At 48.4% G+C, this 18,573-nt stretch carries 22 protein-coding genes; 2 read left to right on the top strand and 20 right to left on the bottom strand.

The features are described from left to right. Nucleotides 1-22: 22 nt before the first annotated feature. From CKL_RS18815 to CKL_RS20170, 14 genes are all read right to left on the bottom strand, one after another. The gene (locus CKL_RS18815; RefSeq protein ID WP_012104175.1) at nucleotides 23-955 is read right to left on the bottom strand and encodes a DUF3991 and toprim domain-containing protein; all 933 of its coding nucleotides are present in this window, start codon (nucleotides 953-955) and stop codon (nucleotides 23-25) included. 15 nt (nucleotides 956-970) lie between these two features. Further along, a complete protein-coding gene (mobP3, locus tag CKL_RS18820; protein ID WP_012104176.1) occupies nucleotides 971-3,769 on the bottom strand; it encodes a MobP3 family relaxase in 2,799 nt (932 codons plus the stop codon). 95 nt (nucleotides 3,770-3,864) lie between these two features. Further along, the gene (locus CKL_RS18825; protein WP_012104177.1) at nucleotides 3,865-4,749 is read right to left on the bottom strand and encodes a MerR family transcriptional regulator; all 885 of its coding nucleotides are present in this window, start codon (nucleotides 4,747-4,749) and stop codon (nucleotides 3,865-3,867) included. Between the two features lie 261 nt (nucleotides 4,750-5,010). Continuing rightward, entirely contained in the window at nucleotides 5,011-5,301 is a 291-nt protein-coding gene (locus tag CKL_RS18830) for a hypothetical protein (protein ID WP_012104179.1), read from the bottom strand. Nucleotides 5,302-5,379: 78 nt separating this feature from the next. Beyond that, complete coding sequence (locus tag CKL_RS18835) at nucleotides 5,380-5,709, bottom strand: GNAT family N-acetyltransferase (protein WP_012104180.1); 330 nt, start codon at nucleotides 5,707-5,709, stop codon at nucleotides 5,380-5,382. A 122-nt stretch (nucleotides 5,710-5,831) separates the two neighbouring features. Then, nucleotides 5,832-6,275 (bottom strand): GNAT family N-acetyltransferase, encoded by a 444-nt coding sequence (locus CKL_RS18840; protein ID WP_172634779.1) that lies wholly within the window; start codon nucleotides 6,273-6,275, stop codon nucleotides 5,832-5,834. Nucleotides 6,276-6,429: 154 nt separating this feature from the next. Further along, nucleotides 6,430-6,717, bottom strand: a complete 288-nt coding sequence (locus CKL_RS18845; RefSeq protein ID WP_012104183.1) for a hypothetical protein — start codon at nucleotides 6,715-6,717, stop codon at nucleotides 6,430-6,432. A 104-nt stretch (nucleotides 6,718-6,821) separates the two neighbouring features. Then, nucleotides 6,822-7,235, bottom strand: coding sequence for a ribbon-helix-helix domain-containing protein (locus CKL_RS18850; RefSeq protein ID WP_172634804.1), 414 nt, complete (start codon nucleotides 7,233-7,235; stop codon nucleotides 6,822-6,824). A 367-nt stretch (nucleotides 7,236-7,602) separates the two neighbouring features. Next, a complete protein-coding gene (locus CKL_RS18855; RefSeq protein ID WP_041700875.1) occupies nucleotides 7,603-7,881 on the bottom strand; it encodes a DUF6103 family protein in 279 nt (92 codons plus the stop codon). A 16-nt stretch (nucleotides 7,882-7,897) separates the two neighbouring features. Then, nucleotides 7,898-8,524, bottom strand: coding sequence for a DUF6329 domain-containing protein (locus CKL_RS18860; RefSeq protein WP_012104186.1), 627 nt, complete (start codon nucleotides 8,522-8,524; stop codon nucleotides 7,898-7,900). Between the two features lie 15 nt (nucleotides 8,525-8,539). After that, on the bottom strand, nucleotides 8,540-9,631 hold the full coding sequence (locus tag CKL_RS18865) for a M23 family metallopeptidase (protein ID WP_012104187.1): 1,092 nt from the start codon (nucleotides 9,629-9,631) through the stop codon (nucleotides 8,540-8,542). A 6-nt stretch (nucleotides 9,632-9,637) separates the two neighbouring features. After that, a complete protein-coding gene (locus CKL_RS18870; protein ID WP_012104188.1) occupies nucleotides 9,638-10,141 on the bottom strand; it encodes a gamma-glutamylcyclotransferase family protein in 504 nt (167 codons plus the stop codon). Between the two features lie 10 nt (nucleotides 10,142-10,151). After that, entirely contained in the window at nucleotides 10,152-11,195 is a 1,044-nt protein-coding gene (locus tag CKL_RS18875) for an amidoligase family protein (RefSeq protein ID WP_012104189.1), read from the bottom strand. Nucleotides 11,196-11,213: 18 nt separating this feature from the next. Further along, nucleotides 11,214-13,043, bottom strand: coding sequence for a VirB4 family type IV secretion system protein (locus CKL_RS20170; RefSeq protein ID WP_012104190.1), 1,830 nt, complete (start codon nucleotides 13,041-13,043; stop codon nucleotides 11,214-11,216). A gap of 149 nt (nucleotides 13,044-13,192) precedes the next feature. Between CKL_RS20170 and CKL_RS18895 the strand changes: the two genes are divergently transcribed. Continuing rightward, nucleotides 13,193-13,612: a nuclear transport factor 2 family protein gene (locus CKL_RS18895; RefSeq protein WP_172634805.1), complete on the top strand. Its 420-nt coding sequence runs from the start codon at nucleotides 13,193-13,195 to the stop codon at nucleotides 13,610-13,612. Between the two features lie 80 nt (nucleotides 13,613-13,692). On the opposite strand, the gene CKL_RS18900 is transcribed toward CKL_RS18895, so the two are convergent. Genes CKL_RS18900 through CKL_RS18915 form a run of 4 tightly spaced genes read right to left on the bottom strand, consistent with a single transcriptional unit; the run spans nucleotide 13,693 to nucleotide 16,023 of the window. After that, nucleotides 13,693-14,283 carry a hypothetical protein gene (locus tag CKL_RS18900; RefSeq protein WP_012104192.1) on the bottom strand — a complete coding sequence of 197 codons (591 nt, stop codon included), beginning with the start codon at nucleotides 14,281-14,283 and terminating at the stop codon, nucleotides 13,693-13,695. Beyond that, nucleotides 14,270-14,545: a hypothetical protein gene (locus CKL_RS18905; protein ID WP_012104193.1), complete on the bottom strand. Its 276-nt coding sequence runs from the start codon at nucleotides 14,543-14,545 to the stop codon at nucleotides 14,270-14,272. The genes CKL_RS18900 and CKL_RS18905 overlap by 14 nt, the downstream gene beginning before the upstream one ends. Before the next feature lie 12 nt (nucleotides 14,546-14,557). Then, on the bottom strand, nucleotides 14,558-15,124 hold the full coding sequence (locus CKL_RS18910; protein WP_012104194.1) for a DUF7768 domain-containing protein: 567 nt from the start codon (nucleotides 15,122-15,124) through the stop codon (nucleotides 14,558-14,560). After that, the gene (locus CKL_RS18915; protein WP_041700880.1) at nucleotides 15,121-16,023 is read right to left on the bottom strand and encodes a conjugal transfer protein TrbL family protein; all 903 of its coding nucleotides are present in this window, start codon (nucleotides 16,021-16,023) and stop codon (nucleotides 15,121-15,123) included. Before CKL_RS18915 ends, CKL_RS18910 begins: the two co-directional genes overlap by 4 nt. A 147-nt stretch (nucleotides 16,024-16,170) precedes the next feature. On the opposite strand from CKL_RS18915, the gene CKL_RS21075 reads away from it, so the two are divergent. Next, on the top strand, nucleotides 16,171-16,341 hold the full coding sequence (locus CKL_RS21075; protein WP_172634780.1) for a hypothetical protein: 171 nt from the start codon (nucleotides 16,171-16,173) through the stop codon (nucleotides 16,339-16,341). Nucleotides 16,342-16,358: 17 nt separating this feature from the next. Here CKL_RS21075 and CKL_RS18920 read toward each other — a convergent pair whose 3' ends face one another. Next, nucleotides 16,359-16,697: a DUF3852 domain-containing protein gene (locus CKL_RS18920; protein WP_012104196.1), complete on the bottom strand. Its 339-nt coding sequence runs from the start codon at nucleotides 16,695-16,697 to the stop codon at nucleotides 16,359-16,361. Nucleotides 16,698-16,779: 82 nt separating this feature from the next. After that, nucleotides 16,780-18,510: a DUF8193 domain-containing protein gene (locus CKL_RS18925; RefSeq protein ID WP_172634781.1), complete on the bottom strand. Its 1,731-nt coding sequence runs from the start codon at nucleotides 18,508-18,510 to the stop codon at nucleotides 16,780-16,782. Between the last annotated feature and the right edge of the window lie 63 nt (nucleotides 18,511-18,573).

Consider the following 18,573-nt stretch of genomic DNA (forward strand, 5'->3'; position numbering starts at 1 on the left):
TACTCATCAGCTGTCATGCTTTTTATGTCATTACCATAGATGGTGCGGCTTGCTCCTGCGAGTATAATGCTTTCAAATCTTCATTCCAGTCCTTGCGTGCGGAAACATCATACACCACATCTTCAAATCTCTGCTGCCGTAATGTTTCATGAATGCGGCTGGCGGCTTTATGACCAGCTTTATCATTGTCCAGACAAAGTGTCACTCGTTGAAGCTGAGGGTACAGTTCCAATAGTTTTAGCACCGGCTGTTCCGACACACCGTTCAGCGCCACATAACTGGCGTTTTTCCAATTCTGTGGATGCAAACTGATGTAGGACAGCAGATCAATAGGTGCTTCAAACACAAACAGGTTGTTGGGGCTTGGATTCTTGGAAACGTAATGAAAGCTGTAGGCCGGATGGCTGCCCTCTACATTGATGCGAAAAGCACTGCCGGTTGCCGTACTTTTCTTATGGGCATGGCGGGCAACGCATTTTTCATCGAAGCCAACAAACACAGCGTTGTGGTATTCTGCATCCTCAAACAGCAGCTTCTCTCTGGCAAACTCCGACACCACCTCTCGGCTGATACAGCGCTGTTTAATGAGATAAGCAAACACCCGGCGCATATCCGTGTGCGCTGGCGGCAGAGCGAATGGCTTTCGCTGCTCCGGTTCACTGAATTTGCTGTGCTGCCGGTATTCTACGCCTTGCTCACCACCCAGCAGGAGGCTAACCGCCTCCGGGAAAGACAGATTATAGAGCCGTTTCACAAGATCAATAGCATAACTGCCCTCCTCAGAAGCGTGATCGTACCAGCGGTTGCCCCGAACGGTGATGCTGTGATCGCTGGCCAGCCGCTTATCCCTCCCTGATGGCAGGAGCTTTTCTCCTTGCCGCTGGAGGAAGTCCACCAAGTCTACGGAGTTGGCTCGTTCCTTTTGTTCGTCTGTAAAATGGATGTAGTCTGACATGAGTAAAACCTCCCATCATAAATGAATTTGCGGCGCATAGTCATCCCGCTTGTGACCCTGCGCCTGCTTTTTCTCCTGCAGCTTCCGTCTGCGCTTGCAGTCGATTTGACCGGCAGCGATTCCTGCGGTTCTGCGGTAATCCTCCCGGAACAAATTCTCCAGCCGGTGCATAAGCCGGGTGGCTGCCAGTAGCACCGAGGGATTGCGATAGCTGCCTATGTTATCAATAAAGTACTGCGCATAGACATTGCCCTGCGTCGCAGCCAGTCCCAGCCAGTAAAGGCTCTTTTCCTTGTCACGGGGAACATCGCCGTCATAAAAATACAGCTTACCAAGAGCATACTGTGCATATTGGTTTCCCTGATTGGCAGAAGCGGTCAGCCAACGGATAGCGGCTTCCACATTCTTTGGGACATCTTCCCCTTGGAGATAGAGCTTGCCGAGCTGATAGGCGGCAAACTCATTTTTCTTCTCTGCGGATAAGGTAAACAGCCGGATCGCCTCACCGACATTCTTGGGAATGCCGTCACCGGAAAGATACAGCTTCGCCAAGGCATACTGGGCATAGGCATTGCCGAGATCGGAGGAAAGTGTAAGCCACTTGACCGCTTCCGGAACATTCTTCGGGATATCCTCACTGGAAAGATAGAGCCTGCCGAGCTGGTAAGCGGCATACTCGTTTTTCTGCTCGGCGGCAGCTTTAAACATAGCTACCGTCTTTTGAATATCTTTCTCCACATGAGTGCTATCCCGGTACAGCTTTCCGAGGGCATACTGCGCTCCGGCGTTTCCGGCCTCCGCTGCTTTAGTCATCCAAGCTACCGCCTGCGTAGGGTTTCCGATACTGGTTTCCAGACACACCTTACCCAGCAGATATTGAGCATTCACATTTCCAAGCTGCGCCGATTGCTCCAGATAGGAAACCGCCGCCTGCACATCCTTTTCTGTGCCGGTTCCGGTATAGAGCATCTGACCGAGGCGGTATTGCAGCTTATCATCATGGCTGTCCTTTTCCAGGCGATAAAATCCGGGAAAGGCGGCTTTGAAATGCTGATCGGAAGCAGCGGTATTCACCGGCGTACCGACACCGTCACGATACATTTTGGCAAGCTCATAATCCGCATAGGGGTTTCCTTGATTGGCAGACAAGGTATAGAGCCGGAGCGCCTGCGCATAATTCTGCGAAACACCCTGACCACGGTAGCAAAGGCTACCAAGGGAATATTGGGCGTACTTGTGGTTCTTGTCCACCGCCTGCTGAAACCATGAAGCTGCCTGCCCGTAGTCTTGCTCTGTACCAAGACTGGCGGCGTACATCTTTCCGATGCGGTATTCCAGATAGGGCTTTGCTTTTTCTTCTTCTGCGGATAAAAAAGCCGCCAGCGCTTTTTCATACCATGTGTGTGCAGCCTGTAAGTCAATTTCACGACCTAATCCATCGGCGAACATCCTGCCGAGATCATGCATGGCAAGGGCATTGCCAGATTCCGCTTCCAGCAGAAACAGATGATATGCCTTATCAAAATCCTGCAGCATATCCTCGCTGCCGTAGAGATATTTTCTTGCCAGCTTATATTGCTGGCTCCACTCAGCGCGAAAGACTACATCAGCTGGCTCCATGAAGGCTTCCTCCGTCTCACCATCCGCAGACTCCGGCAGCTCCGGTTCCGTTGCGGCTTCATCCTCAAATGAAACATGGTGACTGCTTAAGCGTAACGCTTCGGCAATCACCATGTTTTTGATACTTTTAAATTGTTTTTGCTGCGAGAGCGGAGGAAGAGGCGGCAGCTTGTTGGTGTAAGTTTTAAGGATTTCATTCTGCCAATCATTCCATGCCCGGTAGATCCTGTCGATGCGTTCCTCCTTGGCAAGCTCATCTACGATGCGGTCAATGATGGCTTTCACATCAGCCTTGAGGTATCCAAACACCTTTTTGCCTCTTGTGTTTTGAAGCCGTTTCGATAACAATAGCAGATTCGCTTCGATAGATTTGTTTTCACAGACACGATCCTGTACTTGTGAAAGCAGCTCGGCCATTACCTCGGCGGCACCCTGCTTGAGCTGGCTGCGGGCTTCGTTCTGATGCTCGTAAATGTGAGCGAAGTCCAGACGAAAAATATCGTGCACCAGCTCCGAGCGCATGGCTTCGATGGCAGGCTCAGTGAGAAAGCCGTCATTATCCTTGGCTGAGTAAACCATGAGATGTACATGGGGATGATGGCTTTCATTATGAAAGGCAGCATACCAGCGGAGGTTCTCACTGTCGATTTTCATATGCTTGCAGAGCATGGCTTTTTTGCTGCGCAGCAAATCCTGCCACTGCCTGCCGCTGTCGTACCCGAGCCTTGCGGCATCCTCCCGGCGCAGGCTGATAACATGTGTCCAGACAGCGCCCTTGTGGTTGCACACGTCCTCTTGCACCTGCGCCAGCACCACCGGCACGCCTGCATCGGTAAACAAACCATGCTCACCGATGCGCTCCACACGGGGGCGGCCTGCGATGTACTCCACATAGTTTTCACGCTTGCCGATGAGGTTCAGGTTCTGTTCCAATGCCAGGGAGATAAACTCGGTAGCGTTGCCGATGGTAGGGCTTTCACAGTAGTCGGCATACTCCAGCATATCTTTGGCAGAGAGAATATTCCGGATGATCTGTTGGATCAGCTGCTGCTGTTTTACCGTAGCCGAAAGCAACAGCTTGCTCTCATCAATTTTTTCCACACCCTCACGGGTTCCGATGTACTTCACATAGTTTTCAAGCTGGGCTGGCGGGGCATCCCGCATATATTGCGAGGTAAAGATGATTTTCGGCATGGCAGCCTCCTTTCTGCGTTTTTGGGCAAAAGAAAAGAGCGATCAACTTTATGATCGCCCTAAAGAATAAATCATAAATCGTATATTAATTTAATTCACATATCCTTTGCTTTTGGAAACTTTTTCAGCATAATGTCATTTGCTGCTTCAACCTTTTTCAAATATTCAGCATAAGCGGGACTGAGTATTTTCATGTTGGCTATTAAAACCTCTTGATAGCCGCTTTCTTTTTGAAAATCCAACATGTACCTTTGAATTTTGCCTGCATCGGAATTCTGATACTCATCAGAGCTTTTAAATTCAATATACCGTTCAATTTCTTCCCGGTTGCGTTCCAAGTAACAGTCTGTATCAGCAAGCATTTTATGCATTTTTCCGTTTATTTCTTCTTCCATCTTTAGCGCATCAATTTTTTCACTTGCATTGAAAAGCAATTCCAAAAATTCAGAAAGCTCTGAAGGCAAATACACATCCACATGATCAAGGTACTGCACGATAGCATCATAAGCTTTTCGTTGTTTCTCAGTTTCAATTGTCCCGTTCAGGAATCTGCCAAAATGCATTGATACATAAAGGCCATAGTTTCCGGGAAAAGCAAAAACCAAGTTCTCTTTTACGGTGTATAAGTCCGCATCATGCGTTTGCAGATAGTCAAATTCACGATTCACATCGTAATTGGCAATCAGACTGTCCATACACTTTTGTATATCATTCAAACGTTGCATCCGTAATTCCGTGATATATTTGCACTTGGCTAAAGCCGCCGGTTTATTTGAGCTAATTAGTATCTCTGCAATATCGGCAATGCTGATACCACATTTTCTAAGCACAGATATCTCTTTCAGTGCAGATATATCGGAATCGCTGTAATTCCTGTATCCGTTTTCGAGTATCTGCGGATGTATCAGATTTTTAGACTCGTAATATTCTATTGCCTTTTTTGTTAGCCTGCATTTCTCACAAACTTCTTTTATCAGCATAAATTTTCCTCCTAACACGATTCTTATTGCTCTCAAAATTATCTTAAGCCAACCCCCAAGGGGATAGTCAAGTACTTCTTATATTTGTTTGGCGATCACATTAATAAAACAGTATTATCAGATTTGAGTAAAAGAAAAGAGCGACAACGGGTCGCTCATTGGAATTATCCTTTTGCCCTTGAATACGTTCATTAAGAACCGTTCATATGCCAAAATGTATTAAGTATTTATCATTTTTTATTGCTTCCTGTATTTTATCAATCAATAAAATAAGCTGATGTGATTGAAGTTGGCGGTTTGCTTTGGTAATAACATCACAGAAGGATTTAAGAGAATATGGAGGGTAATTCCGCTTTCTTCAAGCCCGCATATTGGCTGAGTGGAAATGCAAGCAAAGGATTTGATTTGCTCTATTTCTTCCCGATAGACGCCGAAGACCTCATCCATCACATCCAGGTCCACAGAAATACAGTTATATTTTTCAGGCTCATACTCCTGATACCATATGTTTTCTTCAAACTGATCAAGGATTCCAAAATCATGATTTGCCAAAATACCACCTCCAATGAGAGTTTCTTATACTCTCCTAACAAGTCGAGGTTTAGATTTCGCCTTTACGTATAACTTTCCTCATACCTGAACCACAATTCTCATGAGGGATTTTCTTGAACCCCATTTTTTTAAAAACGATTCTTTTCCTTTATCCGCAATTAATTGAATGCTGGCACGTCCACAAAGCGGCGTTTGGATATCCACATAGTCTAGTATTCTTTTGATCAGTTCACTGCCAATTCCTTTTGACTGGTACTCAGGCATTACTACTATATCCACAATTGTGTAATATAAGCCATCTCCAATTAATCTACCCATACCAACAACAGTTTTATTATCAATCGCAACTATATCATATAGACTTCTTTTAAGTGCTGATATAGTTTGTTTTTTGAGAAATTGTTCCAATCTACACTTTTTCTTAATCTATAGTAATCATCGTACTGTAATATATTTTCTTTATAAATCATCTTTTCCCCTTCGTTTTTATTATATCATCTTTGCTAAACAAAATTTACTATATCTTTGAATTATGTGAAAAGCCCCTGACGCTGCATAATATATCGAGAGCCTTTAATTGTTTCTGTTATCTCAAAACCTAACCTTTGATATAAAGCAATGGCTCTTTTGTTGCTTGCAAAAACATAAAGGAAAATGGGAAGGTTCGTTTCAGAAATACACTTTTTCAATATTTCTGTTCCTATGCCCATATTTCGATATTGAGGGAAAACATACAAATCATCAATTTCCATTTTTCCATCTGTATGATGGAAATAGTAATATCCCACTTTTTTCCCGTTAAATATAACGTATATATACTCTTGTATATGCGTTTCAATCTTATTCCGTACCCATAACAAAACTTTTTGATAATCAATAATTTCTATGTTTTCATACTCGTCAATTAGTGCTTTATTAAGTTTGAATATAGGTTCAATATCCATATTTCTAGCTGGTTTGTACTTTAGCTCCATTATATAAATTACCCCTGTTAAATTCTTATTTATCCGCAAACAACATTGCGTTTGTTTAGAAATATTATATCATCCTACTCTAAAGAAATCATTAAGAAATTATGCATATGAAAAACGGCCCCTACTCCCGCAGAGGCCGCTTACCTATGTTTCGTTACAGCGCACCAAGTTTTTTGAGTAGCTCCACACAGTCCTTTGCGCCCTGCACATAGAGGTGCTGGCATTCGTGATCCGCAATCAGATTTGTTTTCTCAAAATAATCGGTGAGAAATTTCTGCTGATCCTCCGGCAGTGATTTCAAAATCTCACGAGCCTGTGCGCTGAGAGACTTTACCTCGGCATAAAGCTGCAGCTCATTGTCATCCAGAACTTCCTTGCGCTTTTCTATTGAAGCTTCCGTCAGTTCCCGGACTGCCATTTCAAAGATTTCACTCTTCTCCATCGCATTTTCATCTCCTTTCCCAGCACTACAATGCTGTACACCAACATATAAAAGGATATGCTTTCATAGTCCATATCCAAAAGAAACAAATTTATCTTACAATTTTAGGTTCGCCGCTTTTGGTAGTTATATGCATCTTCAAAATCAATCGCACCGTTGATCCGTTTTACTTCCTCCACACATTTTAAGTGTAGGCTTTGCAGTGCCTGATCGTCAACCGCATGGGTATACGCCACCACATGAGAGAGCTTGGAAAGCTCGGTGGCTATTTTAAAATCCATTCTGGCCAGACGGTTTTCCGTATCCCGGATAGTGCTGACGAGAACGGAGGATAAGCTCTGCAACAGATAATTTTCAATTTTCTGTGAGATAAGATACCCGCAGTAAAACCTCAGCGCCTCGGTGACAAATTCATTGCGAGATTTCACATTGGCCTGCTCCAGCAGCTCATCGCACCGCTCCAGTACTTCCTTTTCGATATAAAAGCCGGTGCGGACTTTCTCCGGTTCCTTTGCCATACTGCCTCCTTTTTCTGTGATTCCTGCCCCGGTATGCAAAACAAGCCCCGCAAATGCTCGGATTTCCTTGCCCTTTTCTGAAACCAGCATAATAAATGAGGGCTTCGGGCAGAAAGTTATGTCACTTCATAATCCCCGAACGGCTTTGCCGGTCGGTGTTTTTCGGGTTTAGGCTGCCAAAGCAGCATAAACCCTTTAACCTGCACCACTTTCGACCCTACCGGAACGCCCTGATTTTGAGGTTTTACCGCCTCGACCGGGGGTTTCTCGAATGCTCTGCACACGGGCGCAACGTGGGTGGCTTCTCCTGACAGGTATCAGGATGCCACCTTGTCTGCAAAAAGGCCATACAGGGCAACACAGCCGCTCACACGCCCGGACAGTGTTGCTTGTCTGCCATACCGTTATCAGAACCGCCTGCCGCAGCAGGGCGAACCGGCCTTTGGGGTTTCTGTTTGGCTGAAGCTTCACGGGAGAGCTTATCGTCAATATACTCACGGGTAGCCTGCGGAACGTGCTTTTCATAGAGCTTCTGGACGGTATCCTCCAGCTCCGTCTGCAAATCCGTGTCTTTTTTACCCATGTGATAGGTCAGGGCATCCAGCTTTTCGCTGTCAAAGTTGACGGCCAAGGTTACTTTTTTCATTGTAGTTTCCTCCGTTTCATAATTTCATTTGGGGTGATTGAGAGGGCGCATCGTCCTCTTGAGTGACCCATTTTTCATAATCCGACACCGGGCAGTACCCGGCAAGCATGGCTGAGAATTCCTCCAAGCGGGAGGGCTTCACCTTATCCAGCTCCATCTGCAAACCGTAGTAACCGGTGTAAACCTTGACTACCTCGGCATCCAAAACATCAGTCCAAGCCTCTTTCCCGGCATCGGTCAGGGTGTGTTCATCCAATTCCACGATGGTGGCAGGCTGCACCTCCACATCCTTGTGGAGCAGATGGAGATTCTCCCAGCGGGTGCGGAGCAAATCTTTCAGCCTACTGACCGGGGCGATCAGCCCAGAAATATTGGGAACATAGGAGGCATACCGGCAGTAGCCGTAGTCCTCCGATTCCACCAGCAGTCCGTCAGTTCTGCCATCGCCGGTCAGCAGCAGGCAGTGGTACACACCACTACTGTCGCAGTACATCTGCTCTATATTATCCTGAATAAAGTCATAATCCCGCTGGGGACTTTTCAGGACATCCTCAAAAACTTTTGCGGGAAGCCGTAGAATTTTCGACACCTCAAAGTCCTGCGGATTAAAATCCGAGGGCTTTCTTTCAAAGATTGCTTTCATATCATGCCGCCTCCTTTACGGCAAAAACTGTCTTGGATTCACTTTTTTACCGCCTATGCGCACCTCCAGATGAAGATGGTTTCCGGTGCTTCGCCCGGTACTGCCTACGGCGGCAATCACATCGCCCTGCTGTACCGTCTGCCCGGAACGCACATATACCTTGGAGCAGTGACCATATAAAGTGACCATGCCATCTCCGTGATCGATGACCACATGGTAGCCATAGCCGCTGCTGCCGGAGTTCTTCACATAGCTGACCACACCGGTACGGGCTGCCTGTATGGGCGTACCTTTGGGTGCGCCAAGATCAATTCCGGAGTGACCCTCACCGCCACCGCCGCCGAAAGGATTCGGCCTCCAGCCGAATTCCGAAGTGACCATACTACGCCAATTGGCTCCAAGGGGGCTGGCAAAATTACCACCACCGGTGTAAATCTCGCCGTCAAACACACTGCCAGACCATTCATCCTCGCCGATGCTTCTATTTCTCGGCAGGCCGTGTCCATAAAGCACACGGCTGTAAATCTGAGCGGCATTTACCTTGTTTTTCTCTGTAACGGTTCTGCCGAGGGTGCTTTCAAGGTTTCCGTATATCTCATTCAAACCGGTAATGGGAACAGCCACCGTATAGGTTTCCTCCGTTTCGTTGCCGTCCTCATCGGTGACGGTGCGCTCCTCGTACCGGACGAAACAATCTACAAAGGCTCGGTAATCGGAAGCGTTCATCCGCAGATTTTCAGCGCCGAAATACAGAGAATAAAAAATGGACTTTATGCGGGTGCTGTCGATGCTGCCGCTTTCGATCATGGGCGTAATCTCAGACACAGCTTCATCCAAATCAGAGAAGCTGCCCTGCATATCCTCGATGTACTGCCGGTACTCAGCTGGCACCTGCGAGGATATACTCCTGCCGTGAAAGGTGAGATCTACAGCGGAATTGTTATGTTCTGCGGTACCGGACAGCAGGCTCATAATCATAACGATGATTAAAATAAACGGGGTGAGAATGGCGGCAATTACCATGCCCACCGCTTTCCATGTCCGTTTGTCAGTGACTGCGGCGATTGCCGCTTTCACCGCAAGGGTAATGGTTGCCGGGTCTGCCATCGGTGATCACCACCATTTCTGTTCCCAAAGGTTGAACTGCGCATCCTCCGCAGCCTGCTGCTCCTGCGCCAGTCGGATGGATTTCTCCACCGCCTGATCCAAAAAATCCGTATCAAAGCCTGCGGTTTCATAGCCTTCGGCGATGGTGTGCAGATAAAAATCCGAAGGTGCGCCTAACTCTCTGCCGTCATTCATGATGTAGACCATCGCATTCACCGGCTTTCCGTTCAGTTCCACCTCCAGCATTTCCTTGCGGTAAAAGTTCGGGTATCCCTCATAACGGTCGAGGGAAAGTTCATCCTGCGACCTGATTTTCCATAAAAGAACAGGCACGGAGTTGCCCTCCAGCGGCTCAATGGTGGCGACAGCACCACGGCTGCCGCCACGGAACAGCAGCTCATATCCTTTAACCTCGCTAGCTCCCACCACCTTGGCGGTAGGACAGCGGAATGCCATCTGCGGCAGATTCAGATTGCTGCCGTAGGCAATATATAAGCGATTTTTTGTCATGGTTTCCTCCTTACATTCGCATAATAAAAGCCGGGGCATCTTCTGCCTCGGCTTCGGTTGGTTCTGGAGTGGATGGCTGTGCTTCTTCGGAGGCCTGCCGTGTCTGCTCCAGTTCTTTTTCTTTTTTCTGCCGCATCCTTTCCTTTTGTTTTTCTGCCTGCGCCGGATCACGCCAAGCAATGCAGCCGTCCAGATTTTTCAGCAGATGCTCACGGGCGGTCTTGAATTCATCGCCAATCAGTCCCAAGCGCAGCAGCCAAGTACGAAAGGTGTACTTTTCGTTGGTGGTCTGTGTCTTGGTTCGGCTGGCGCAGCGCTGATTGAGCGCCTGTGCGGAAATGGCCATGCACAGTTGAATGTAGGCTTTGATTTTTCCGGCATGGGTGGTTCCGTTGAACAAACGGAACTCCACCGTACCTTTCTGGAACACAGAATGAAGATTCAAACAGTGGTACCGGCTGTCATCGTAATGGATGTTGCTGCGGCTTTCGCCGTTGTACCAAATGCGACCGACCTGATCCAGTGTCCGGGGCTTTCTGCGGTTCAGTTCCTCCAGAAACCGATTATCCACCGGTTTGCACCAGCGGTGCTGTCTGGCCACCGACACTTGAAGCGCCTTGTAGATCAAATCCTCCTTGGATGCCATGATATTGGTAATATTCCGCAGGGTATTAGCATCAAAGGGAGAGGCATCCACGTGAACATGGATGCCGCAGGAACTGTTGGCGATGGCACCGGCCTCCCGGAGCTTTCGCACCAACTCCTGTACCTTTTCGATGTCCTCCCAGCGGCAGATGGGGCTGACCATCTCCGTTTTGTATTCTGCCGAAGCAGATACGGTCTGCCTGCCGGATTTCCTCTCCGGTGTAATGCTGGCATCGCTCATGAATTTCCACTTGCGGCCTTGGGAGTCGATAGCGGAATAGGTGTCGTAATAGGTACCGTCATACACAGCCGATGTGCCGAAGTAGGCGGCGGCAATATCGGAGGCAGCCTTGCGGGTGACGCCGGTCAGCTCTACCTCAATGCCAAATCGCTGGGATTTCATGTCCATTTTTTCTCTCACCTCCCATTAACGGCCACCCGCCTTTCCAAACAGCTTTGCTTTATGCTCCGGAGCATTGACCATCAGGTTGTAGCGCTCATTACCGCATTTGTAGAGGCACACGCCACGCTGCGGATAGCGAATCAGATTGTATTCGCTCTGCTCCAGCTGGAGGGTGTCGATATAGAACTTGGCATCAATATTCCCGGCGTTGAACAGGAACTGATGGGTCGGGATGCTGAACAGGGGCTTGGTATATTCCCGGATGCCCTCGATGTTGAAGTCCTCCAGATTCTGCGAGGCGATGATTACCGACGAATCCTTTTTACGCACACGCTTGGAAAAGTTGCGGACGTACTCAACGGCGGTGAGATTGGTGAGGAACAGGTAGAATTCATCGATGCTGGCGGCGGTGTTTCCGTTGGTCAGAAGCTCGTTGCTCATGTAGGATAAAATGTTGAACAGCAGGGCGTTTTTCAGGCTTTTGCTTGCCTGTAATAATCCTTTCACCCCAAAGGTCACAAAGCTGGAATCGGTGATATTGGTATGTCCGTCAAAGAATTTCGACTCCGCACCCTTGCAGATGGAGTGCAGTCCCAGCAGGATATTCTGTAAAAGCTCTGCGGTGTAAAGCTGGCGGCTGTTCTCGTCAAAGGCTTTGTATTCTTCTTCAATCAGCGCATACAGATCCGACAGGATGGGATAGTCCTTGGCAGTCAGCCGGTCGAACTTGGTACTGTCGCTGATGCCGAACTTTGCGTACAGCTTCTGCAGCATGATTTCGATGGTGTCGATCTCCCGGTCAGTAAAGTCCTTATAAGTTCTGAAAAAGTCCTTGAGAAAGGAAATATGCTGACTGAGCTTGCTGCTGATGCGGAAGGTCTGCGGGGCATCCTTATCCTCCGGGCTGCCGTTTTCATCCCATGTTTTCGGCTCCAACACATTGATGATGAATTCGCCAGACATGAGGTCAATGAAGCAGCCACCGAGGTTGTTGGTCAGATCCTCGTACTCCATTTCAGGATCGAGTGCGGTTATATTCATGCCTGATTCCCGCAGATTGCACAGGATGAGCTTGAGAAGATACGACTTTCCCTGACCGGAATTGCCGAGAATCAGGATGTTTGCATTGGTCTTGTCATCGGCTCGCTTGTTGAAATCCACCAGCACATTGCTGCCGAACTTATCCCTCCCCACATAAAAGCCGTTTGCATCTGTTTTACCTGAGTAATTAAAGGGATAGAGGTTCGCCACACTGGAGGCCGGGAGAACACGCTCGAACTGATAACGAAACACATTAAAACCGCTGGGCATCACGCATTGGAAGCCCTGCTGCTGGCGGAGCATCAGTCTGTCTACATTGAGCTTAGAGCGGATCAGCTCGGTCATGACTTCTGTCTGCAACAGCTTTAGTTGATCCAGATCATGTGCGGACAGCTCGATGTACACAGCCGAGTGGATGAAGGGTTCCCGATTCCGATGCGCCTGCGCCACGATGGTGGCTACATCCTGCAGATTGCTTTCAGCCATGACGGTCTGCTGCAGATCGTTGGTGTTGGATTTACTCAGCCGGTTTTTATTGGCGGCGTTGCTGATGATTTTCTTTTCCTCCACCGGCGTGACATGGCGGGTATAGATACGCAGGGTCACGCCATCCTTTTCTCCCAAGTGGCGGAGAATGGCCTGTTCCTCAGTGGCGGTGGGGTACTCCCGCAGCGCCCAAACGCAACGGTAAGTGTTCCCGCAGATGAAGTGGTCGGTGTTGAATTTGACCACCGAGGGGGCAACCATATCCAGAAATTCTTGGATTCTGGCATCCTCCTGTGGCGGTGATTGGGGCTTTCTTTTTCTTGCCATTGGCGTTTCTTCCTTTCTGTATTTTGATTTTGGATATAGGAAAAGCCGCCACGTTTGTGACGGCTCCAAGTAAAATGGTTCACTTTGATAGAGAAGTGAGGTATAATTACTGTACACGACAGATACGAGGAGGCTGAAAAATGATTCCTATACAAAGTAGAGAAAAAACTATCAGACTTTGGTTTGATATGTGGCTGCAAAAACAAGATTTAGGGATTGCAGATATTTTTTCATATGATGCAATTTATATTGAAAGTTGGGGACCAAAATATAAAGGTAGTGAACTAATCAAACATTGGTTTACAGAATGGAATAACCGTGGAAGCGTACTTGCGTGGAATGTAAAGCAATTTTTCCATAAAGAAGACCAAACGTTAGTTGAATGGTATTTTAAAAACACTATGGTGGATGGCAGAATAGAAGAATTTGACGGTATTTCCCTTATCCAGTGGACACAGGATGAAAAAATATGCTTTTTAAAAGAATTTGGATGTAACATAAATAACTATAATCCCTATCAAAATAGCCTAACACCACAATTTAAAGATCAAAACGCAATATGGTTTTAACTTTTGTAGCGCTTATATAACAAGCAAGATAGGGAGTTAAAAACGGGAAGTCAAGAACACCCTCTTGACTTCCCATTTTTCTATTCGTTCCAAATAACCCATCTCTCGCCATCGAAATCCTCGAATTTTTCGGTCGTGACATTCTGCTCAAAATAAACCGCAAGGATGCGCTTGATATCCTCCTTGTCCGCTCGCTTGACGGAGAAGCCCTGTTCTTTCAGGGACTTCTCAACGCGAGACAGGTATGGGAACACCTCTTTTTCTTTTTCATTCCACAGGCGGATCATGATTAAAAATTCCCTTGCGGTGGCCATCTGCACCTGTATCCGATCAAGAAAGGACAGGTCTTTTTCAAGGAGCTTTCGTACCACGGGATTCTGCTCCTGCTCCATGCGGCTGCGGAGAAACCGCTTATTGTCCTCGAAGTTTTCCCGGCTGTTTAAGCACAAAATCTCTATTTCGGCGATTCCTTTAAGAACAGTCATCAGAGCATAAATGCGGGTGCTGATGCTGGCCTCCGACAGCACCGATATGTTGCTGGGCTTGATAATGAAATACACAAGCTCTCCATGCCCATAGGTCTGCAGGCTGTACTCGGTGATTTCCTTGGTACCGATGAGCTGCCGGGTGGAGGCTCGTTTTTTTGCATCTGCCTTATCATTCCTGCGCATTTGGCGTATACCTCCATTCATAGAATTGCTGCTTGGTTATAAAAAAGGCACAGGCATACCGGAGAAAATCCAGAATGCTTGTGTCCTCAAATCGGATGGTGAGAAAAGCGTAGACAGCAGTCAGCACAATGGGCGGCACAAATCCCAGCTGGGAAACCGCAAGCACAGAGATGAGCAGCGCCACGCCGATGATACCGATATCCCGTAGCTGCCACAGCCACAAAGTCGCCTTTGCTCTTAAGTGATCGGGGTAAATATACATAGGTCGCCCCCTTTACATCCGCATGGAAAAACCGGAGCCTTGATTCAGCTCCGGTTCCATTTCTTTCGCAGCATAATGCACATTGGGGGAATAACAGGATTCGTTCAGCTGCTTGGCATAGCTTTCGGCCTGTTCCATCGTGTCAAACTCAATGGGCTTGCCGTCATGCTTGCACCAACTTTGGGCGGCTCCGCATACCGAACCGGTGCTGCGCATCGCCCACACGCCATATTTCTTTTCCATAGCAAAACCTCCTTGGATTTGTTCTGCGGATATCTCCCGGACAGGGATACCCAGCTTTTGTGCTTCTTTCAGCTCCATCGCCATGCCGGTGGAAATCCGGTTGCCGCAGAGCCACAGCTCATCGCAGGCCTCCAGCACACGATGCCCCATGCGAAGACCGGCTTCTCTCTGGACGGGATCATGGTCATCCAGAAACTGCGGGTACAGAAGATGGACAGCTACCGGCGTACAATTCTGCTCCATTGCATAGCGGCAGGCCGCCTTTGCGAATTCTACATTCTTCCGTATCTCACCGGCGTATGGCGAACAGATGTAGACCAGCTTATTCTCACTCATTTCGCCACCGCCTGTACTACTGTTCTCGTCATGTTCACCGCAGTCTGAGCCGCATATATGGTACTCATGAGGTTGGATTTGGTGCTGGTATCCAGTCCGAACTGTCCGGCAATGCGGGGAATTTCACCGGCTGCCAGCATCAAACCAAGCCCCAGCAGGGCATGGTCTTTGACCACCATCAGTCCGGAAATCAGCACCGTTGCCTGCAGGAATGCCGTAAGGCACAGACCGATCACCTGCTTGCACCATGAAACGAAGCCGTCAATATACCCACGGGGAACACTGAACATATACAAGCTCCCCACTGCAATCTGGATGAGGAGGATGCCGCCCCTCTTGAGGTTGGCAAAGAACACCTTAATGACCGCATATCCCATCAGGATCAATATAAAGATCATCATGATAGGGCTGGTGATCGTATTTAGACCGCCGAACACATTGCTGGTCATGGCCTGCTCCAGATTTCCCGCATTCTGTAACGATGCGATGATGCCTTGGGCTACCGTGCCGAAGTCTGTACCTAACCCTGTAATCCCTGCGGTAAAGCTGCCCTGCAAAGACACCGACAGCTTATACAGCTCCACCGGCACCGTAGTGAACAGCCCCACAGCCATGAAGCCCTTGATAGCGTTGAGGGCGGTATCCTTGATGCTGCCTCTGCCGGACTGGTACTCAATTCCGCATTCAAAGGCTGCCACCACAAGGCCGACACCGTATAGCGCCCATGCCAGATAGGAAAAGAACAGCACGATGGACTGTACCCAACTCATTTCAAACAGGTCGGCTCCCATATTTCCCATCTGCATAAAAAAGTTGCCGAGGAAGCCCACGATCTGACCGTAGATCCAATCCACAATCTGACCGAGAACAGTGTCGGCGACAAAATCCCATATGAACATTTGAATTTCACCTCTTTCATAACCTCCGAAGTCTCCCAAGCACTGGCTGGTTTTTGTCCTCTGATTTATGACTTGACAATTAGTCCTTTCAGAGCTTTAATACCACACAACGGAGGCCGCCGGAATAATTTCAAAGGAGGTACTTGTGTGGCAGATTACAAAAAACTCTATTATAAAATGTTCAACGCAGTAACCGATGCCGAGAAGCTCGTTTCTCAGGTCGCTTGTATGATGCGCACCGTCCAGCAGGAGTGCGAAGAAACATATATGGATGCAGACGATACGCCGCTGCGCCTGACAGATAAGCCAGAGGAGTAACCCTCCGTTTTTCTCCGCTACATCCCCAACACCTGCCAGATATATAAGGGAGCCGTCAGCGTGAACACAAGGCAGGCAAACAGGATTGCCGGAGCCGCCCATTCCATCTGGCCATGTTTGCGATATTCAAAATAACATGTGCCTAACTTAGCGAAGAAAAACACGGCCAGAATCAGATCGATGGCGGGGAACACCACCTTGTTAACCACGGTTTTGATCTGCTGGGCGGCCGTTGTCCACGTTCCCTCAATGGCTCCGGCTACATCCCCGGTTCCCGCTGCATAGGCCGTTGTACTGAACATCAGGCACAGCAGTAAGCTTACGCACAGGAGCATCGCAATTCGTTTTGATTTCATGGGTTTTCCACCTTTCTTTATAGGGTTGAGAATAGCAAGGCCGCAGCTTTTGATTCGCTGCGGCCTTGTTCTTTCTCTGTTTTTAATGGGGTTTCTGCGGCGCAATGTGCCAGTCGCTCCACAAATTATCCCGGATGGTGACGTTGTCCGTAAGGTTCACGGAAAGCATTCCGGTGGGTGTCCAGCTGTCTATCAGCCATGTGTACGGAGTATAGCTTCCGTCAGGGAACCAGATGGGTGAAAAATGCGTCCTGCGGTTATAGGTGCTGTAGGAGTTTTTCTGAAATTCAAACCGGGCACTGTAGCCTGAACTCATACGCTCCAGCAGCCGCCAGTAGGTTTGATACCCGAATTCCGGGAAATAGGTCACCGCAGTCTGCGCCCCGGTTACCGCCGAGGATTGATTGGTGCTAACTCTGGCGGAAACCGTCTGATTTATGCCATAGCCCGACTTCATGGCTTTTCCGCTGGCGGTGGGGCTTTTGTTATCGGGCTGGATTGTCATGCTTGCTGAAAGGCTGGCCTGATACCGGTCGAGGTCAAACTCCCACCATCCCTCGTCTACCCATTTCCCTCTATCAACCCAATGGCCATTTTCGCTGCTTCCAACCCATACCCACTTGCTGTGCCAGACCCAATGCTCCTGCCACCAAGGACGCCACACTGTCCAGTTGGCAGAGGTCTGCTGCGGATTGTTGGGAACAGCGGACTTTCTAAAGCTGTCATTGCGGTCATCCGCCACAGGATTGGGCGGCGGATTCTTATCAAGGTCAACAATATTTACATTAATTGTTGCCTTGCTGGAACTGCCGCCTCCAGACACAGTAACCGTGATGGTCATCTGCTGTGGGGTGCTTGGCGTTGTCCAGCGTATCCACGCCAGCTGGCTGTCGCCGTCCGGATAGTAGATGTTGCTGACCCGGTAGCTTCTGCCATTCACATAAAACGTAGCGGACACCGGATGCTCCGGATCGCTCTGACCGCCACTAACTGTAATCGCTGTGATAACTTCGGTGTTGACCCGGTATTCGTAATCATACACGGAAACATTTGGCGGCTCTGCAGGCATATCTTTAAACCGCACGATACCAAGACCGAGGGCAGCCTTAATATCCGCATTGGAAGCAGCCTTGCTTCGGCTGCCTGACCACGCTGGATAGCCGAGATCCGCCACCTCCAAGAACATGGCCAGCGGCAGATTTTTATGGGACAGAGATACCATCCTCCTTCGCAGGAGACCGCCAACCTGTTCGTCATACATAGCCGCTTCTGTGGCTGTGGTGGCAATCATCACACCCTCGAATTTATAATAGGCGATTGGCTCCAGAAGTAACTTGTATTCGCCGCCGATTAACACATCAAAATCCATTCCAGTGAGACCGGCAATGCTTCGAATTACCTGTTCGTCTGTAAAATAACTTTTGATGGCTTCAATGTTGTTGCTTCCGTTGGTACTGATGACGTGAGGAACAGATTGTGTTGGTTTAATTGCAACATAACCACCCTTGACTGGTGATAGTGACCTGCCACCGTTATATTGCAGCTTGCTGACTTTTCCGAAGTTATAAATGGAGGAATTTGGAGGGCGATTTGTTAAGTCAATCGGTGTTGTAACCATTGCATGGTCACTTGCCCGAACCACCGTCACCCGCACACCCTCATTGCCCGGAGTCCACGAGTTGGTGCTGGTGCCATCGCCCATGTTGCTACCGCCTCCATCCATGTTTCCATCACCAACAGCATAAACAGGAATTGGCGAAAGCAGGTAGAAAATCAAAGATACCGATAGTAGAGCATAAAATAATCGTTTCATTTTTCCTCCTTTCCGCAACAAAAAAGCACGGCATAAACCGTACTTTCGATGCGAATATTTTAT

This window comes from Clostridium kluyveri DSM 555 (assembly GCF_000016505.1).
Taxonomy (GTDB): Bacteria; Bacillota; Clostridia; order Clostridiales; family Clostridiaceae; genus Clostridium_B; species Clostridium_B kluyveri.

Coding starts and splice junctions, on each gene's coding strand:
- CKL_RS18815 (WP_012104175.1), bottom strand. CDS start 955: ATGTCAGACTACATCCATTTTACAGACGAACAAAAGGAACGAGCCAAC.
- mobP3 (WP_012104176.1), bottom strand. CDS start 3,769: ATGCCGAAAATCATCTTTACCTCGCAATATATGCGGGATGCCCCGCCA.
- CKL_RS18825 (WP_012104177.1), bottom strand. CDS start 4,749: ATGCTGATAAAAGAAGTTTGTGAGAAATGCAGGCTAACAAAAAAGGCA.
- CKL_RS18840 (WP_172634779.1), bottom strand. CDS start 6,275: ATGGAGCTAAAGTACAAACCAGCTAGAAATATGGATATTGAACCTATA.
- CKL_RS18845 (WP_012104183.1), bottom strand. CDS start 6,717: ATGGAGAAGAGTGAAATCTTTGAAATGGCAGTCCGGGAACTGACGGAA.
- CKL_RS18850 (WP_172634804.1), bottom strand. CDS start 7,235: ATGGCAAAGGAACCGGAGAAAGTCCGCACCGGCTTTTATATCGAAAAG.
- CKL_RS18855 (WP_041700875.1), bottom strand. CDS start 7,881: ATGAAAAAAGTAACCTTGGCCGTCAACTTTGACAGCGAAAAGCTGGAT.
- CKL_RS18860 (WP_012104186.1), bottom strand. CDS start 8,524: ATGAAAGCAATCTTTGAAAGAAAGCCCTCGGATTTTAATCCGCAGGAC.
- CKL_RS18865 (WP_012104187.1), bottom strand. CDS start 9,631: ATGGCAGACCCGGCAACCATTACCCTTGCGGTGAAAGCGGCAATCGCC.
- CKL_RS18870 (WP_012104188.1), bottom strand. CDS start 10,141: ATGACAAAAAATCGCTTATATATTGCCTACGGCAGCAATCTGAATCTG.
- CKL_RS18875 (WP_012104189.1), bottom strand. CDS start 11,195: ATGGACATGAAATCCCAGCGATTTGGCATTGAGGTAGAGCTGACCGGC.
- CKL_RS20170 (WP_012104190.1), bottom strand. CDS start 13,043: ATGGCAAGAAAAAGAAAGCCCCAATCACCGCCACAGGAGGATGCCAGA.
- CKL_RS18900 (WP_012104192.1), bottom strand. CDS start 14,283: ATGCGCAGGAATGATAAGGCAGATGCAAAAAAACGAGCCTCCACCCGG.
- CKL_RS18905 (WP_012104193.1), bottom strand. CDS start 14,545: ATGTATATTTACCCCGATCACTTAAGAGCAAAGGCGACTTTGTGGCTG.
- CKL_RS18910 (WP_012104194.1), bottom strand. CDS start 15,124: ATGAGTGAGAATAAGCTGGTCTACATCTGTTCGCCATACGCCGGTGAG.
- CKL_RS18915 (WP_041700880.1), bottom strand. CDS start 16,023: ATGTTCATATGGGATTTTGTCGCCGACACTGTTCTCGGTCAGATTGTG.
- CKL_RS18920 (WP_012104196.1), bottom strand. CDS start 16,697: ATGAAATCAAAACGAATTGCGATGCTCCTGTGCGTAAGCTTACTGCTG.
- CKL_RS18925 (WP_172634781.1), bottom strand. CDS start 18,510: ATGAAACGATTATTTTATGCTCTACTATCGGTATCTTTGATTTTCTAC.